At 44.5% G+C, this 15,939-nt stretch carries 13 protein-coding genes; 5 read left to right on the forward strand and 8 right to left on the reverse strand.

The genetic code is table 11. The annotated features are described in order from the left end of the window. Position 1: 1 nt before the first annotated feature. The 3 genes from ACR6HW_RS06835 to ACR6HW_RS06845 form a co-directional block, all read right to left on the reverse strand. Positions 2-886 carry an S-layer homology domain-containing protein gene (locus ACR6HW_RS06835; RefSeq protein ID WP_455730402.1) on the reverse strand — a complete coding sequence of 295 codons (885 nt, stop codon included), beginning with the start codon at positions 884-886 and terminating at the stop codon, positions 2-4. Positions 887-1,001: 115 nt separating this feature from the next. Further along, positions 1,002-2,540, reverse strand: coding sequence for a putative polysaccharide biosynthesis protein (locus tag ACR6HW_RS06840; RefSeq protein WP_455730403.1), 1,539 nt, complete (start codon positions 2,538-2,540; stop codon positions 1,002-1,004). Between the two features lie 116 nt (positions 2,541-2,656). Next, positions 2,657-3,163 carry an RNA polymerase sigma factor gene (locus ACR6HW_RS06845; protein ID WP_455730404.1) on the reverse strand — a complete coding sequence of 169 codons (507 nt, stop codon included), beginning with the start codon at positions 3,161-3,163 and terminating at the stop codon, positions 2,657-2,659. Between the two features lie 347 nt (positions 3,164-3,510). On the opposite strand from ACR6HW_RS06845, the gene ACR6HW_RS06850 reads away from it, so the two are divergent. From ACR6HW_RS06850 to ACR6HW_RS06860, 3 genes are all read left to right on the forward strand, one after another. Then, entirely contained in the window at positions 3,511-4,818 is a 1,308-nt protein-coding gene (locus tag ACR6HW_RS06850; protein ID WP_455730405.1) for a helix-turn-helix transcriptional regulator, read from the forward strand. 71 nt (positions 4,819-4,889) lie between these two features. Continuing rightward, positions 4,890-6,149 (forward strand): hypothetical protein, encoded by a 1,260-nt coding sequence (locus ACR6HW_RS06855; protein WP_455730406.1) that lies wholly within the window; start codon positions 4,890-4,892, stop codon positions 6,147-6,149. Positions 6,150-6,159: 10 nt separating this feature from the next. Continuing rightward, a complete protein-coding gene (locus tag ACR6HW_RS06860) occupies positions 6,160-6,882 on the forward strand; it encodes a DUF6320 domain-containing protein (RefSeq protein ID WP_455730407.1) in 723 nt (240 codons plus the stop codon). Between the two features lie 95 nt (positions 6,883-6,977). Here the strand turns inward: ACR6HW_RS06860 and ACR6HW_RS06865 are convergent, their stop codons facing one another. Then, on the reverse strand, positions 6,978-9,080 hold the full coding sequence (locus ACR6HW_RS06865; protein ID WP_455730408.1) for a DNA topoisomerase III: 2,103 nt from the start codon (positions 9,078-9,080) through the stop codon (positions 6,978-6,980). 120 nt (positions 9,081-9,200) lie between these two features. Here ACR6HW_RS06865 and ACR6HW_RS06870 point away from each other — a divergent pair, with 120 nt between their 5' ends. Together ACR6HW_RS06870 and ACR6HW_RS06875 are read left to right on the forward strand one after the other, a co-directional pair. Then, a complete protein-coding gene (locus ACR6HW_RS06870) occupies positions 9,201-9,629 on the forward strand; it encodes a MarR family winged helix-turn-helix transcriptional regulator (RefSeq protein ID WP_455730409.1) in 429 nt (142 codons plus the stop codon). Positions 9,630-9,680: 51 nt separating this feature from the next. Continuing rightward, on the forward strand, positions 9,681-10,532 hold the full coding sequence (locus ACR6HW_RS06875; protein ID WP_455730410.1) for a DUF4438 domain-containing protein: 852 nt from the start codon (positions 9,681-9,683) through the stop codon (positions 10,530-10,532). 54 nt (positions 10,533-10,586) lie between these two features. Here ACR6HW_RS06875 and ACR6HW_RS06880 read toward each other — a convergent pair whose 3' ends face one another. From ACR6HW_RS06880 to ACR6HW_RS06895, 4 genes are all read right to left on the reverse strand, one after another. Beyond that, positions 10,587-12,533, reverse strand: coding sequence for an aminopeptidase (locus tag ACR6HW_RS06880; RefSeq protein ID WP_455730411.1), 1,947 nt, complete (start codon positions 12,531-12,533; stop codon positions 10,587-10,589). Positions 12,534-12,779: 246 nt separating this feature from the next. Next, complete coding sequence (locus ACR6HW_RS06885) at positions 12,780-13,121, reverse strand: hypothetical protein (RefSeq protein ID WP_455730412.1); 342 nt, start codon at positions 13,119-13,121, stop codon at positions 12,780-12,782. Between the two features lie 34 nt (positions 13,122-13,155). Beyond that, positions 13,156-13,764 (reverse strand): ATP-binding cassette domain-containing protein, encoded by a 609-nt coding sequence (locus tag ACR6HW_RS06890; RefSeq protein WP_455730413.1) that lies wholly within the window; start codon positions 13,762-13,764, stop codon positions 13,156-13,158. Further along, positions 13,761-15,722, reverse strand: coding sequence for a hypothetical protein (locus ACR6HW_RS06895; protein WP_455730414.1), 1,962 nt, complete (start codon positions 15,720-15,722; stop codon positions 13,761-13,763). The genes ACR6HW_RS06890 and ACR6HW_RS06895 overlap by 4 nt, the downstream gene beginning before the upstream one ends. Positions 15,723-15,939: the final 217 nt, after the last annotated feature.

Below are 15,939 nucleotides of genomic sequence, written 5' to 3' on the forward strand. Positions count from 1 at the left end.
ACTACTCCTTGTAAATTAATTTTACCTTCCGATCTTTAATTTTTTCTGTGGACACAATTACCGAATCTTTCGGGTAAGTGATGGCTTGAGTCACTAGGTCATCTGGATTAGGTGCTGACGTGGTATAATATACCACAATATCGGCCTCGTTAAACAGCACCTTATCAATTTTAATCACATACCCCCCTGTCGGCTTTTCTCCCCAGCTGATAATCAGTTCACTTTGGTTGTTTTCAAGGGGTTTAACGCTATAGCCTACCATTTTATCCACAGGATTCATCACCACCTCTTCCGGATTTTCAGTTTCGCGATACGTCAACAAACGATTGACCATCACCATGCCTTCTGCTCGTGTCAGCGCTTCATCCGGCATAATGCGATTGCCGTTTTGGCCTTTGAGTATACCCGTCGCCGTGGCCCACTTAATGGCATCGTGATACGTCGAATCAACTGTGTCCAAATCGGTATACTGTTCAATAGACACATCGGCATAGGCGGCCGGTGCAGGCATCTCTGCGCTGTAAATCATTTGAATCATCTCAAGTCGCGTCATGATTTGATTCAGTTCCGCTTCCGACCACATTGGAATCCAAAGCTTCTTCTTGGCATCTCTCACCGCGGCTTCATACCACTTTTCATCATCTACTGCCAAACTGTCCGCCACCAGTCTGTGAACCAGCACAACGGATTCCATGCGCGACAGCGTCCCGGAAGGATTCATTTGCGTCTTATTAACGCCTTTCACATACCCTTTTTCATAAAGTGTCATAATTTCTCCTTCAGCCCAATGGTCGCTCAGGTCTTCAAATGCTGTCGCCATATTTGACGCGCCTGTCACCATAAGTGAAGAAGCTGTTAAAATGGCCAACCATTTTGCTTTTAACATCTTATCACCTCTCGTTCAGAATTTTCTAACATTTACCACTTCTATTTTACCCCTTATCTGACGTTTAATCAACTTCAAAAGGATTACAATTTAATTTCGTTGGCGGACAGGTAAGCTAAAGCTGTTGAATATCCGCCTTTGTTACGACTTTCAGGCCCAAAATTGCGCAGACGTAAAAACAAGCTGAACCGGCCACTGCACACAAAACGCTAAAAGCCACTCCTGTGAACCCCTCTAATACCCCGGCAGTCGCCCCATAGAGGCCACGGGCTAAAAGCACCAGCACACCGTTTATCCCAAGGGTCAGCACCACCTTTTTTAAAAGCCCTTTAGGGAGCTGCAGACGTTGTAACAGCAGTCGAACATTTAAAGTGGCCGCTACGGCATAAGCTGCCGAAGTTGAAAGTGCCACTCCGAGAATATTAATTGACGGGATTTGAATCAAAACGAAGCCCATCAACACTTTTATCACTGCGCCAATAAGCATGTGGCGCACAGGTTGCCTATACGCATTAATGCCTTGTAAAATACTCGTTGTCGCCATATAAACAGACAAAAAAACACTCCCGATTCCCAGAGTCGCCAGTACAGGTGCCGCGTGAGGCGCTACATCGGACTTAAAGTAGTACAGCAGACTCAATATCGGCTCTGCCAGTACCGCTATACCGAGCCCCATAGGCAATCCAAGCACAAGAGAAAGCAAGATGCCTAGTCCCGCTTGATTAAAAAGTTCTTTTCTTTTTTGTACAAAGGACTCGGCAATCAGTGGCAACAAACTCAGTGCAAGTGCTGTAAACACAATTTGAGTTAAGTTGACAATCGGTGCAGAATATGCGGACACATAAGCGTACAAAACAGGCGCCCTGTCGCCCATGCCGATAGCCGATAGAAGCCGAGGCGCCATGATGCTGTCTAGAATACCGAGCAACGGCAAAATAGCAGCCCCCGCTGCAATGGGCAACATAATGCGCAACATTTTAAGCGCCGTTCCTTTGAAATCCGATACAGCCACTTTGGAAATTCCAATCTTTTTTCGAAACACCGCTTTAGAAGCCAGCCAACATGCAACGGCGCCAAAAAACGCACCTGACGTCGCCGCTCCGCCGAGGAACGCATCACCAAGGTGCCATCTTGATAGAACAACCACCGCCGTCAGCCCTAAGAAAGCCCTTACAAGCTGTTCTGTGAGTTGATTAAATGCCAACAACTCCAATTTCTGATACCCTTGAAAAAAGCCGCGGTAGACGGCATTTAGACAGACAAACAACACCGTCGCCCCTAAAACATAAAAAGAATAAACCGTCTCCGGTGTCTTCACGAGGTGTGCCAACCCTTTGGCACCGCCAATTAGAACCAGCGACGACGCGATGCCGAAAAAGCGCATCAACCACAACGAAACCGTGTAAATTTCCCTTTGAGCCATTGCGTCATTGCGGGCCTGTGCTTCCGCAACCAACTTTGCTAGTGCTGCTGTTACTGAAACAGACGAAATGGTAATTAAAAACGTGTACCATGGGTACGCCAGGCTGTAGTAGCCAACGGCTTCCTCAGAAATAAAATTAAACAAAGGAATTCTGTAAAGCGCGCCGATCACCTTAATTAAAATGCCGACAACCCCCATTATGCCAACATTTTTAGCAAATTTACTTTTCATACAACCTCTTTATATATAAAATTTATTTCCAACAACAACCTTATTATACGCTATATTGTATTTGTTGAACAGACCTGCGTCGCCGGCACTAAAAATGGAGCTACAACCCCCTCCATTTACATGCCTTTACAAAAATAACGTCTCAGCTTCCCCTTTGCCCGTTGCACACGTTTTTTACAGGCGTCTTCTGAAATGCCCATTTCTCTTGCCACTTCTAGTATCGATGCCTGATCTAAAATCACCTTATGCAACAGTCGGTACTCAGTACTTCTTGAAATATCTAGATACAGGAGATCGACGCAAACATCCACCTCACAGCATCGGTCGATAACGTCATTTAAATCGTAGCCATAGGTCAACTGCGTATTCAAGTAGGCTTGTTTTCGAATGGTCCCCCGCACCATGTATCTCAATGTTTTAAACAACCACCCTCTTTGATTGGAGGCCCCAACAAAAGTGTTTATGCGAACACAAGCGATTCGAAACGTCTCCTGAACAGCTTCCTCGGCGCTGAACCTATCTTTTAAGACGCTGTAAGCATAACTGTAAAGCGCTTCATGCATCCCCTCATAAATCGCTTCAATGTATTCTCGTTGCTCAGTGGTCAACTTCACTGCATTCACCGACTTCCTTTCAGATGCGCGTTACACGTATGTCAAAATGTCTTATGCCAACGACAGCTTCTCTACTTAAAAGCGTGGTTTCCGCTTAGATACCAAATATCTGGTATTAGGTTTTAATAATAAGACTGAGATTTACAAAAAAAGTTCCTTTTTACTCCCGGTATTTATGACATGCCCCTCCTCCATATTTGAAAATTCATCACTTCAAAAAAACAGCGCTTTTCCCCATACAACGACGAATTTGAGAAAAATATTAATTTTCAGACATATTTCGTAATAAAATGCTACTTACAAACCTTAGGACTTGTGATACAATAGAACTATTAATAAAGTGTCAGGAGAAGAAAATGATATTAACGTATGGACAAAAAATAAAACTGGTTCGAAAGCGCTTAAACCTCAAGCAGTCGGACATAGTCAACGAAGAGGTCAGTCGGAACTTCATCAGCATGATTGAAAACGACAAATCCAAGCCCTCGTACAGAGTGGCGCAAATCATAGCGGAAAAAGCCAATGAGGCGTGCGTCAAAATCGGCCTCGATCCGGAATACACACCGGAATACTTTCTAGAAACCATGGAAGACCAAGTCAAACGCAAAATGCAAGGGCATCTCGATCGATTAAAAGCGAAAGAAGACAGCCCTTACGAAGCACTAGAACCCCTCGTGGAAGAAGCCGAGGCTTTCTTCACAGAGTACAGTCATTACAACCTGTTGCCTTTGGCATCTTATTTAGCGGGGATATACAATCAAAGTAAGCGTTTTGAAAAAGAGTACTTCATCGCATTTAGCGCCATCTTGGCGTCGCCACCGGCATTTGAATCATCAGCTTACATCGAGTTGCTTATCAACTTGACTTACTGTCAAATCAAGCTTGAGAAATTTGAAGAATGCCACAAATACTGCAACTTTGCCCTACAGAATCAAGAGTACTTTTCAGGGTTCCAGAAATACGCTTTCCTCTACAACAGAGCGCTCTCACTGCTCAACCTCGAAAAGTACCACGAAGTCGTCGACGCGACTTACGACGTGCTCAAATACTTCAATCTCAACGGCATGCAGACCATTCATATTAAAACACTCTGTGCACTGGCCTATATTAAAATTCAGCGCTTTAGAGATGCTGAAAAAGTCTTAGTGGAAATCGACCGCATTATTTCGATGAAAGACATCGACAACAAAATTATGAACGTCGGCAACTTCCTCTACCTCTATGGGGAACAAGGCGACATCTACAAAGCAGAACACTACTACAACATCTGCGTATCTCTTCTCGAAAAAGAGGAAATCGACCGCATCGAGAAAGAAAAAGGGTTAATTAAGGAGCTCTTCCACGCCATGCGACTGCTGGGCAAATACGAAGACGCTTATGCCCTTCTCAAACGGGTATTCAAATACTGTGTCGATATTGCAGCTTATCACCGCGCGATTGACACCATCGACTATTTGATTGAACTCTACCAAAAAAACCAGTCGTACAAATACCTTGAAACCGCCCATGACTTTTTTGAAATCATCGTCTTGGAAGATGCGTCGCTACCGCTTATCGAAACATTCTTAACGTTACAAAAAGCCTTTTACGACAACGATTACCCCGTTGAAGCTCAAACACTCAACACGCTCTATCTTCTCGAACTTCAAAAAAAGCATGCGTAACGTGCCTATTAAGAGGATACCGCAGGGTATGCTCTTTTTTTTGTTTTCCACTACCGACAACAGGAGTGCTTATGAAAAAAAGCCGTACAACAGACAGTAAAAATTGGTACCGCCTAGACAACGCCGGCAAGCTCTACCCCTCAATCGCTTCAAGCCGCGTATCTACAGTCTTCAGAATCACCGTATACCTCCATCGGCGCGTTCACGTCAAGAAACTCGACAAAGCCATTGCTATGACGTTAAAACACTTGCCGATGTTCAACGTTCGACTTAAGCGGGGCATATTCTGGTACTATTTCGAGCAAATGGATGACATTCCCACAGCAGAGCCGGAACGTTTTTTCCCCTGCACTGCCGTTCAGTATAAAAAAGAATACGCGCACCCCTTTAAAGTGCTCTATCATGAAGATAAAATACACTTTGAAATCTCCCATGCCATCTGCGATGGGGCCGGCGCGCTGGTGTTTTTAAAAACGCTGTTGCACTATTATTTTTACCCGTCGGAACCCTTGCCGACAATAGCGCTGAATCAACTCAACGCCATGAGTGAAGACGCTTTTCAAACACATTATCAAAAGGGGATACCCGTTCCCGAAAAACTGCCACACGCGTACCACTTCCCCTTTGAGCTCATCGAGAAGGGCACGTACCACATTACCATTGGAACGGTTTCATCACAGGCGCTTCTCAGCCGAGCCAAGGCGCTGGGCACGACAGTCACAAAATTGCTACTCTGCCTTTACTTTGAGACCATTTTGGAGTTTGTGGACGATGAAGGGGACGGTACAAGACCGATTATTCTTAACATGCCAGTCAACCTTCGCGGCTTGTTTCCAGCGGAGACCGTTCGAAACTTTTTTGTCAGCATTACCCCTCATATCGACCCGCGTCTGGGGACCTATGAGCGGCAAGAATTATTGCGCTACATCGACGCTTATTTTGGCCAATACCTGACGCCTAAATACCTCAAGCGCTACATCACGCGAAACGTTCAAAACGAGCGTTTTTGGCACGTTCGTCTGATTCCCCTCGTCGTAAAGGACTTGATTATGCCCTTCATTTACAGTTACTACGGCGAAAGCAGTTACACATCGAGTCTATCCAATCTCGGCGTCATCAAACTCGATGAGAAATACAGCCGGCACATTGAGAAACTGGCGGTACTTCCCCCGCCAAGTGAAGGCAATCTCATTAAAGTTACCGTTGTCGCTCACGGCGACTACACCACCATATGCTTTGGGAGTTTAGCGGTATCTAAGTCGATTGAAAAGCGCTTCTTTAGAAAACTACGCGGCGAAGGCATCGACGTCGCAATAGAAACCAATTATTAGGAGGTCCTTTATGGCCTATTGTTCAAAATGCGGCGTCGAGCTGGAAGCGGCTGTTGAGCGCTGTCCCCTTTGCGCCTACCCGGTTCCCGAAGATTTAATCGCCGATACACCTCGCGCTTTTCCAGAAGCGGAAAATGCCTATACCGATGAAGCCAAAGGCTTTCGGAACAAAGTCTTTTACATCTATTTTATGATGGCCATTGCCGGCATCACCATCGCCGTCGTGTTGGAGACTTTCTTCTCCCTCACTACTGGCGTCATCACTTTTTTAAAGTACGGGGTACTCAGCATTATCGCCTCGCTGTTTTATCTCTTTTTCTTACTTGGCTACATTCAAAAACTGACGCGCACACTGATTGGCATCGGGATTACCACTTGTCTATTTACATTGGCACTAGACGCACTGGACACACAGCTTTCCTGGTCGTTGACCTATGCCCTGCCCATCGCTGTCACAGCAACGGTGCTCTTTACAGTAACGGCAAAGCTTTATGCGCGTTCAAAACACACGCGACATATCATCTTTGTCCCGGTGTACGTCTGCCTAGCGCTGTGTTTGCTCCTGCCGGTTATAGAAATTATCATCAGTCTAAACCTCAGAGGCGCCATCACTTTGAGATGGTCTTTAATCACCACCGTTTCACTGCTGTTTTTCTCAGCTTTCTTATCCGGTGTGTACTACAAATTGCCTCAATATGTCAAAGAGCGTCTGATTCGCCTCTTTCACATTTAAAAAAACGCGTGTTCCCATGATAAGTCATCATGAGAACACGCGTTTTTAAGTTAGGTCTTTGTTTACCGCGCCGTTAATCGGCGCGTATAGAACCACTATTTCTTCTTTTTCAAATTCAAATTGGAAAGCGCCGCAAATGGCGATTCCACTTCAATCGCCGCATTCTGTTCTTTTAAGAACTTTTCCAAATCGCGCTTGGAGCCCTTGTCTGCTGACGATTTCTTTCGCTTGTTGAAGGCCTCGAGTTTTTCTTTGTAGCCACAGGCGCAGAAAAAGCGTTTGTCGCTGCCTTCCCCTTTCATAACCATCTTTTTATGGCAATTGGGACATCGGGCATTTGTAAGGACTTCAAGGCGCTTTTTATAACCGCACTCACGGTCTTGACAGACGCGCATTTTCCCTTTTTTGCCGTTGACCTCAAGGAGCATTTTACCACATGTCGGACATGGTTCCTTAGTGATGTTGTCGTGCTTGAATGTGGCTTCTGAGTTTTTAATCAGACGCAACACATGCTTGGTATACCCCATCATTTCATCGATAAAAGCCTCTTTCGAGAGCGCGTTCTTCGCAATCTTTTCGAGTTTCTGCTCCCAAGCTGCTGTCAGTTTCGGCGATTTGAGATCGTCTGGTACGATTTCGAGCAACTGGCGTCCCTTAGACGTCATATAAAGGCTGTTTCCCTTCTTTTCAATAAGAAAATTGTTGAGAAGCTTCTCAATGATATCTGCACGTGTGGCCACTGTACCGATACCGTACTCAGCACCTTTATAAGGCTTTTCCATCATCGCCAAAAGCGTGCCCTCGGTGTGGTAGGCCGGAGGTGTCGTGGTATGTTCTGTTACATTGAGCTTAAAGCGCTCGGGATCAAAGCTCGGTTCAGAAACCACTTCAGGTGCCGATTCACCTTCGAGTACCTGCCATCCTTGTGATAGGGTGCGCGTTGACTTCGCCACAAAAGTCGCCGTGCCCAACTTGGCTTCATAAGTGGTCTGCTCAAACGTATGCGGTGGCATTAGAACCGCCAGGAAGCGCTTGACGACCATTTCGTAAATCAAGCGTTCCTCCCGATCAAAATCCTGTACGAAGCACGTCGCCTCAGTGGGGATAATCGCATGGTGATCCGATACCTTGTTGTCGTCTACAAAGGCGCTGTTTGCCTTAAATCCATTTCGTAGAATACCGCCGGCTATTTTAGCGTAAGGCTGGACGCCAATGGCCCGCAAGCGCTCGTTAAGGGTCGGAACAATATCCTTTGAGAGGAAGCGCGAATCCGTCCTCGGGTAAGTGAGCACCTTATGGTGCTCGTAAAGGCGCTGCATAATATTCAGCGTCTGTTTGGCTGAAAAGCTGTAACGGCTGTTGGCCTCGCGCTGAAGCTCTGTTAAATCGTAAAGTCCAGGCGCGTGGTGTTTCTTGGTTTTGACGGTGCCTTTTCCGACGACTGGATGCTCCTTCTCAAGGGTTTTACGCAACGCTTCAATAGAAGCTTTGTCTCTTTTTTGGCCCTTCTCAGGTTGCCATTCAAACACAATGCCGGCCATGTTGAGCTGCAGACCATAATACGTTTTCGATTGAAACGAACGAATTTCAGATTCGCGGTTCGCAATCATAGCGAGGGTCGGCGTTTGGACACGGCCACAGGAAAGCTGAGCGTTGTACCGACACGTCAAAGCGCGCGTGGCGTTCATACCGACGTACCAATCCGCTGCCGCACGGGCGATGGCACTGTGGTAAAGCGGCACATACGCCTGACCGTCTCTCAGTTTTTTAAAGCCATCGGCAATGGCCTTGTCCGTCACTGACGATATCCATAGGCGTTTAATCGGTTTCTTCAACTTCGTCTTTTCAATAATCCATCGGGCTACGAGTTCCCCTTCCCGTCCGGCGTCAGTGGCAATTACCACTGAGCCGACATCGTTTCTCAAGAGCTGTGTTCTTACACAGTTGTACTGATGTCTCGTCCCCTTGATAACTTCCAGCTTTAAAGGCTTCGGCAACATGGGGAGATCTTCCATGCGCCACTGCGCGTAAGCGGGATTGTAACTTTCAGGATCTGCAAGGGTTACAAGATGGCCAAGCGCCCAAGTGACAATATAGGCATCGCCTTCAAAGGCGCCTTTTAACTTTTTATGACATTTTAAAACCTTCGCAATATCTCGAGCCACTGAAGGCTTCTCTGCTAAAACAACTGTTTTCACATTTAACTCCTTTTCAACCGGTGTGCTTCCCTTCTCGTCATAGTATATCACAATTCCCCTTTTAGCCAAACACACCCCTGTGATATAATGGCTTATAACAGTGAGTTCGAAGGAGTCCCTATGCACAAAGAAGACCTTAAAATCGTCATCGGCTTGGCGCGTACTTACAACCGCGTCTTTACACAAATAGAAGCACATCTCAAAACGCTAGGCGTCAACGCCAGCGAGTTCGGCGTTTTGGAGTTTCTCTACCACAAGGGTACGCAACCGGTTCAGAAAATTGCCGAAAAAATACTCGTCACCAGCGGCACCATTACGTACAACCTCAACAAGTTGACCACGCGCGGGTTAATTGAACGCCGAAAGAGCTGTGACGACGGCCGCGTCTACTCTGTATCCCTAACTGAAAAAGGCCGCGCTTATATCGCCGACATCTTCCCCAAGCACGAGGCGTTTTTGGCGACGCTTTTCGCCGGCTGTACCGCAGAAGAAAAACGCTTACTGGCCCAAGCGTTAAAAGAATTTTACAATCGACTTGGCGAAATATGATACAATAAGGGCGATGTTTGATACAAGACCTATGCAATAAGGAGTTGAACTATGAAGACAAACAAAGACAAACTGGTCATGCAATCTGTACAAGGGGGCATACGCCAACCAAGTTTTTCAGGCTACCGTCTCGACACGGACGGCAACCCTTATGTCATTCCCGCAACTGGCGGCATCACGTACAACGTTAAAATCGGCGACTGCGCTTTTGGCCTCGCAGGCGATCATATTGAACCGGGTGTCTCCCTATACAACAAAGACGCCGGTCCGTCAGGCGCACTGAATATTTTCAGCTGCATCGGGAATACGGCAAAAGTCGTTACCGGCGAAGCAAAAGGGAAAACCGGCTTTGTCACCGGTACACACGGCGGCGTCGAACACGTTCTCTGCCATTTTGAAGACGAAGTGCTCGATGCTTTAACCCTCGACGACAAAATTTTAATCAAAGGCTACGGACAAGGGCTTGAGCTCACAGACTATCCGGAAGTAAAAGTCATGAGTATCGATCCCGCCGTCTTACTTAACATGGGCATCCGTGAAGAAGACGGCAAACTGATTGTGCCAGTGGTCAAGAAAATACCTCAGGCGTTTATGGGCTCCGGCGTCGGCGCCGGCTTCAGCCAGAAAGGCGACTACGACCTCATCACTTCCGATAGAGAAGCCATTGAAGCACTTGGTCTCGACACATTGCGCTTTGGCGATATCGTTCTTTTGGAAGACAGCGACAACACTTACGGCCTCGGCGGTATGCGCAAAGGTGCTGTCTCCATTGGTGTCATTATCCATTCAGACTGCATCAAAGCCGGTCACGGCCCTGGTGTCACCATTATTATGACATCTAAACAACCGATTATCGAAGGGGGGTTGTCTCCAGACGCCAACATTAAAAACTACATCAAATAGCTGTTTTAAAGAAAAAACCGTTTGTCTGCAAAATGCTGACAAACGGTTTTGTTATTATTGGGCTTCGTCAAACGGTTTATTGAGCGCTTCCGTCCCCGGGAGAACAAAACGACCGTTTTCAATAATCGGAATAGCTTCTCCAGACGCCGTTAAGACCGTAATGTGCTCAAGAGAATCATAAGGGATGGTGATGTCTGTATGGCAGTTCGTATATGCCTTGCTGACATCTTCCTTTCTCAAAATAGAGCGTTCGTTATCCCGTGCGATAATCTCTTTGCCATCAGTCGGGTTGTACACCGGATGATCTTCACCCCAAGAGAAACACGTATCGCCAATGGCAAAGTGTGGCCCCATCTTTTCGACGATGAGAATCGGCATTTTGTCGACGATGCCGTATTTTTCACCGATGACATACGCCAGTGTGTTCGTGCCGATGGCAAACTCGCCTAAAGGCAAGGTTTGATGTGGAAAGAGCAAATTCTCTCTCACATACTCTTGACACTTATCCGCCGACTCAAAGTTGGTACAGCTGTAAGCGTCGATGTAACCGTCTACAAACTCAAGTCTCAAATTCTCGTAATTGAAATTGTTGAGGTACACAGTGTCCACATGCAAAAGTCCCGTCGTGTCTTTGAGTACTGGCGACGTAAAGACTTCGCCCACCGGAATGTTAACATCCGCTACACAGTTGACGAAGTTGGTTTCTTTTTCAGGGTTCTCAATTTTTTTAAGTTTTACCTTGATATCGGTTTCGTTGCCGTTGCCCCCTTTGACATGAACAAACTCACCGAGGTCCAACGCATCGATAATCACTTGTTGGATGCTTTCATAAGCGGCGCTGTCCATTTGATTGATGCGGACTGTGTCCTTAAAAATTGCTTCGAACTCAGGACCGATTTCAGGGGTTGGGAACGCAACGATACAGAAGCTGCGTTCGGTTTCGGGAATATAGCGCTCTATCAGTTGCGAATGAGCGATTTGGAGTGCTTGGTGTAACCCTTGCTGGGCTTCGTCAAGCTTAATGCGCGCGTCGTTGTTCACCGGGCTAAACGGCTCTTCCCCAAAGCGCTCGACAAACAGAACACCCGAGTAGTTTGAAAGTGCCGTTTTGCTGTTTTCAGCAGCCTTTTCAACAGCGGCGATAACCGCGTCATTAAAGGCGGCATCTAGGTAAAGGCCTTTGTCAAAGCGATGGTCAAAGGCGTACTGAGCGTTAAACTCTGTTGAAACCACAGTGGCGACATAGCCTTCAAGCCCCATCTCAGCCAAAGCTTTTATAACGAGACGCGTTAAACGCTCTTGTCCGGCGTTGGCAATAATACGTACCGCCGAACGCGTTCCTCTGTCTTTGTTGTCTCTGACAAATCCGGCCACATACGCCTTGGCAATAGATGTCGCAAGGGCACTTAGCGCTTCTGCATCAAAGTTTTCTAAAAATGTCGCCGTCTGAACTTCAAATGTTGTGATGTAGACGCCGTAACGGTAAAGGTATCGAACATCTGAAAGGTCCGCATGAACCGTTATATCTTGGTAATGCAACTGTTTTCCACCATAGGTTTCGTTCATTGTCTTCGTGTAGTCCGCAATCAAATGTGCCGAAGTCATCTCGCGGATTCCCCTTACCCAACACGCCACCTCTGTTGTTTCGTAGATGGTTTCGAGGAGCTTACGATTGCGTTCAATGGCTTCCCTGTCGCCTTTAAATGCCGCACTGTAGCTTTGTCTCACAGCGGCGTAAACAAAAGTCAAAACTTGACCTTTCTCTTTGCCAAAGACTTCACAAGCGTAGACGGGGTTTGCAAAACTCGTCGCATACTGCGCCGGCAACAGGTCTTCATAGAGCGCTGCATTTTCAGCAGCGAGCACTTCTATATCCTGAGACAAGTAAGTACCGTTTTCAAGTTGCTTTAAAAGGCTTTCGCTCTTTTCGAGAATGGCACAGGCTTTCTCAAAAAACAATCTAAGCTGAGGTTCTTTTACATTTTCCAGCTGTAGCGTCATATATACCTCCAAAAAATCGATGTGTGTAAAACTTCCTGAACTCTATTGTATAAAATAAAGTGTCATTTGAAAATTAAAATCGCATTAAATTTTTGATGAAGTGGTAATTTTCTAACAGTATCACATCAATTTATCTGGTGTACTGTCTCGTTAAAATTAAAAATGCCAAATAGTCTGTATCCGTGAAAGGCACACTAGCATGCCTCACACCGTACCATTATCCTATTGCACAGATCGAGCAGTGTCTCATAACTTTCTATATGCTCTGTACTCTACAAGGTTATTTAGGAACAATCCCATCATCAAGGCTGTTGAAAAAACATAGTTGACTCTTTTTACCATCGTGTACAAATAGACCAGTCCTAAGAATAGTAGAATAGCTGTCCTGACTCTAGTTTTAAGTTTCCAAGTATCAAAGAGATAGCCTTTGTTCTGCAAAATTAATGTGACAACTATATAAAAAAGTACAAAGACTGTATAAGGATAGGCTAAAGCTTCCGATTCTATCCAAAAACAATACACGGCTAGTGCACTTCCATAGAGATACACTATAAAATTGATTACAAATTGAGAATCATCTTTGCTCATACACGCACCTCCTCAAATGATAGATGAGACAATTTCATAATAAATACACCTTGCCAATCCGTCTTTTAATCTCTTCATCATGAGTTACCACTATGAGCGTCTTGCCTTGCTTGTTAAGGGACAACAGTGTATCTACAACACGAAGCGCATTCTCTGAATCCAATGACCCCGTCGGCTCATCTGCCAAGATAATAGAACACTGTTTCAAATAGAGCCTCGCCAGCGCTACACGCTGTTGCTCTCCTCCGGAAAGGGTATAGACGGCGACATCAATTTTGTCTTCGAGTCCCACAATGCGAAGGGCCTCTTCAACTGTGTATTCAGTTCTATATTTTTTATGAACCAACTCTAGATTTTCTCTGACCGTTTTGTTTTCAATAAGCGCATAATTTTGAAATAAAAACCCTACGTCCTTTCTAAAATACATCAATTTATCACGTCTACTTTTATAAGCCTTGCCGTCAATAAGAAGCTTTCCACTGTCAAAAGGTTCAATTAAGCCAATCATATGAAGAAGCGTCGTCTTACCGGAACCACTCACCCCTGAAAAACATACGGCTTCACCAGATTCTATTTTAAAATTTAAATTATTGAATAAAATGCAATCACCAAACTGCTTCTTAAGGCCAATACCTTCAATCATATACTTTCCCCCTTTAATATAGACACCAAACTATAGCGTTCGACCGTGTGTACTTTTCGAATAATGTAGATGAGCTCAATAAGCATCATCCCAAGTCCAATGTATACCAAATACTTGCGATGGCCTACAAAATTGATTCCAAATGTAAAAACCAGTACTGTCAACAAGATGCTGAAAACCGCGCTGAATAGGGTGGATAAAATCAGTCGCCTATGTCTCGAGAATAGCGTATACCCGTAGATTTTTTTGAGTGCCAGTTCTACGGCATTGTAATGATAGGACATCTGGATGATTAATACATCTAAACTCAAATTGAGAACAAGAAGTAAAACGGACAAAACCGTTAGCATTCGTATGTTTCTAAAAGCGGTATCCCACTGAGCTTTATACACTTCAAAGGCGCTTGACCTCGACGCGATTTCATATTCCAGAGCATTTTCTTTCACAAACGCCTCAAAATCCTTATTGGAAATCTTAAATAAAATCGATTTAACATTAAAATCCCAAGGCTGATTTAGAATTTTATCACTTGCACTATTGTAGTAAAAAACAATTGGGTTGCGATACGCCGTTGTCAAATAACCTGAGCGATTATCCACAGCGACCATATCTAGCTCTTCACTGTAGTAAATAGGTTCGGGCTTTCTGTCTACAAATCCCATAAATCGCGCTTCATAGGCCAACTGAATAAATGACATAACTTCAGAGCGCTCTCGAACTTTCTCAGGTACTAAGACTGCAAATTTCTTCTCACTCAACAACTTGTCTATAAAAGGATACTGTAAAGCAAGTTCTTCCTTAGCAGGCTGATTAATAAACACGATTGGGTATGCCTCTGTCATATTTTGGGTATAATCTGTATACTGAATAGATGTGTCATGATATTGCCTATAAAAACGATTGTTTAGCACCCTGTACGCATTGTAAGTTCTATTTTCATCAGGCTTATACGAAAGATTGTAGTACGCATAGTCTCTATGTGTTTCAAAGAACGTCCTTTGTTTATACAAATTTATACCATGCATAATGCCTACAAAATTGCTCGAAAGAATGAGTAGCGTCATAGCCGTAAATAGAACTTTCAACGTAAAATTAACCCCTAACAATACAGATGCCTTACGCTGAGAAGACAGATGTTTTTTGAAATTTATGTTAAAAATAAAACTGTGAATCCATGTGTTCACCATTAAAAATCCTATGAAAGCCAAAAGCAAATACGCGTACTTAAAAGCCGAAAATGTTACATACGAAAGTACCCATTGGCTGGCGATTAGTATTACACTATAGGCAATCAAATCCTTAGCACTATAATTTGCAAACAATTTAAATAGATTTGCACCTAATACCACCCGAACAGCCACTTCTTTTCTCCTATTTAGAAGTTCATACACCGTCATTAAGAGCATCATCGTAAAGGCGAGTAACCAAACCGTCAGCAAATTAGACCAAAGCTCTTTGTCAGAACCATAGAGTTTTGGAAAACCACCACCATATGGAGATATGAGTTCCCTCTTAAACGCACGCAGATTACCAAGCTCTGCATCGCCACCAACGTAATAACACGCTTCGTATTTTTTAATAGCCTCAATTGTGTCAAATGGCTTGAATACAACGTCAACGGTCCCCATAAAAAGGCTCTTGTAAAGCCCCGGTTCTATGCCCTTTGTGCGGATGGCGTCGAAGGCCTTTTCTGTACCGTAAATCGTAATTTCATTATAATAAGCGGACACAATTTTACGGTTGACAAAGAAAAAGTCGACTTCATGTGTTGCGGCAGCCACTTTAAAATCCCTCACAATTTGGCTATTGTCAGTTGCTGTGGCACTCGTTCCAAAACTAAAACTCGATTGAAAAAAACTGTTTTGAAAATTGTCGAGGTACAAGATGTAAATTTCTCCATTAAAGCATAGCAAAGTTACTAACAACACTGTTCCAAATAATGTTTTAACACGTCTCATAATAACTCCTTCAACTTACAGCCGACTATTTGATTTTAGGTTTATAGTTGTATGAACATGTAAAATAAGAAACTATTTACCTTTAAAATCCCTATCAAAATAGCAATTCTTCTCTCAGGCTATGGCTGTTATTTTACCCTTTTCTATAATAACAACGTTTCAACCGCCCAAATCTTACACTTTCAACTAAAAATTAATTTTTTTAATATTTATCTCT

This window comes from Fusibacter sp. JL298sf-3, from assembly GCF_053842995.1.

Bases quoted from the DNA above. Each gene is read 5' to 3' on its own strand.
- ACR6HW_RS06880 (WP_455730411.1), bottom strand. From the start codon at position 12,533: ATGACGCTACAGCTGGAAAATGTAAAAGAACCTCAGCTTAGATTGTTT.
- ACR6HW_RS06835 (WP_455730402.1), bottom strand. From the start codon at position 886: ATGTTAAAAGCAAAATGGTTGGCCATTTTAACAGCTTCTTCACTTATG.
- ACR6HW_RS06895 (WP_455730414.1), bottom strand. From the start codon at position 15,722: ATGAGACGTGTTAAAACATTATTTGGAACAGTGTTGTTAGTAACTTTG.
- ACR6HW_RS06840 (WP_455730403.1), bottom strand. From the start codon at position 2,540: ATGAAAAGTAAATTTGCTAAAAATGTTGGCATAATGGGGGTTGTCGGC.
- ACR6HW_RS06855 (WP_455730406.1), top strand. From the start codon at position 4,890: ATGAAAAAAAGCCGTACAACAGACAGTAAAAATTGGTACCGCCTAGAC.
- ACR6HW_RS06860 (WP_455730407.1), top strand. From the start codon at position 6,160: ATGGCCTATTGTTCAAAATGCGGCGTCGAGCTGGAAGCGGCTGTTGAG.
- ACR6HW_RS06875 (WP_455730410.1), top strand. From the start codon at position 9,681: ATGAAGACAAACAAAGACAAACTGGTCATGCAATCTGTACAAGGGGGC.
- ACR6HW_RS06890 (WP_455730413.1), bottom strand. From the start codon at position 13,764: ATGATTGAAGGTATTGGCCTTAAGAAGCAGTTTGGTGATTGCATTTTA.
- ACR6HW_RS06870 (WP_455730409.1), top strand. From the start codon at position 9,201: ATGCACAAAGAAGACCTTAAAATCGTCATCGGCTTGGCGCGTACTTAC.
- ACR6HW_RS06850 (WP_455730405.1), top strand. From the start codon at position 3,511: ATGATATTAACGTATGGACAAAAAATAAAACTGGTTCGAAAGCGCTTA.
- ACR6HW_RS06885 (WP_455730412.1), bottom strand. From the start codon at position 13,121: ATGAGCAAAGATGATTCTCAATTTGTAATCAATTTTATAGTGTATCTC.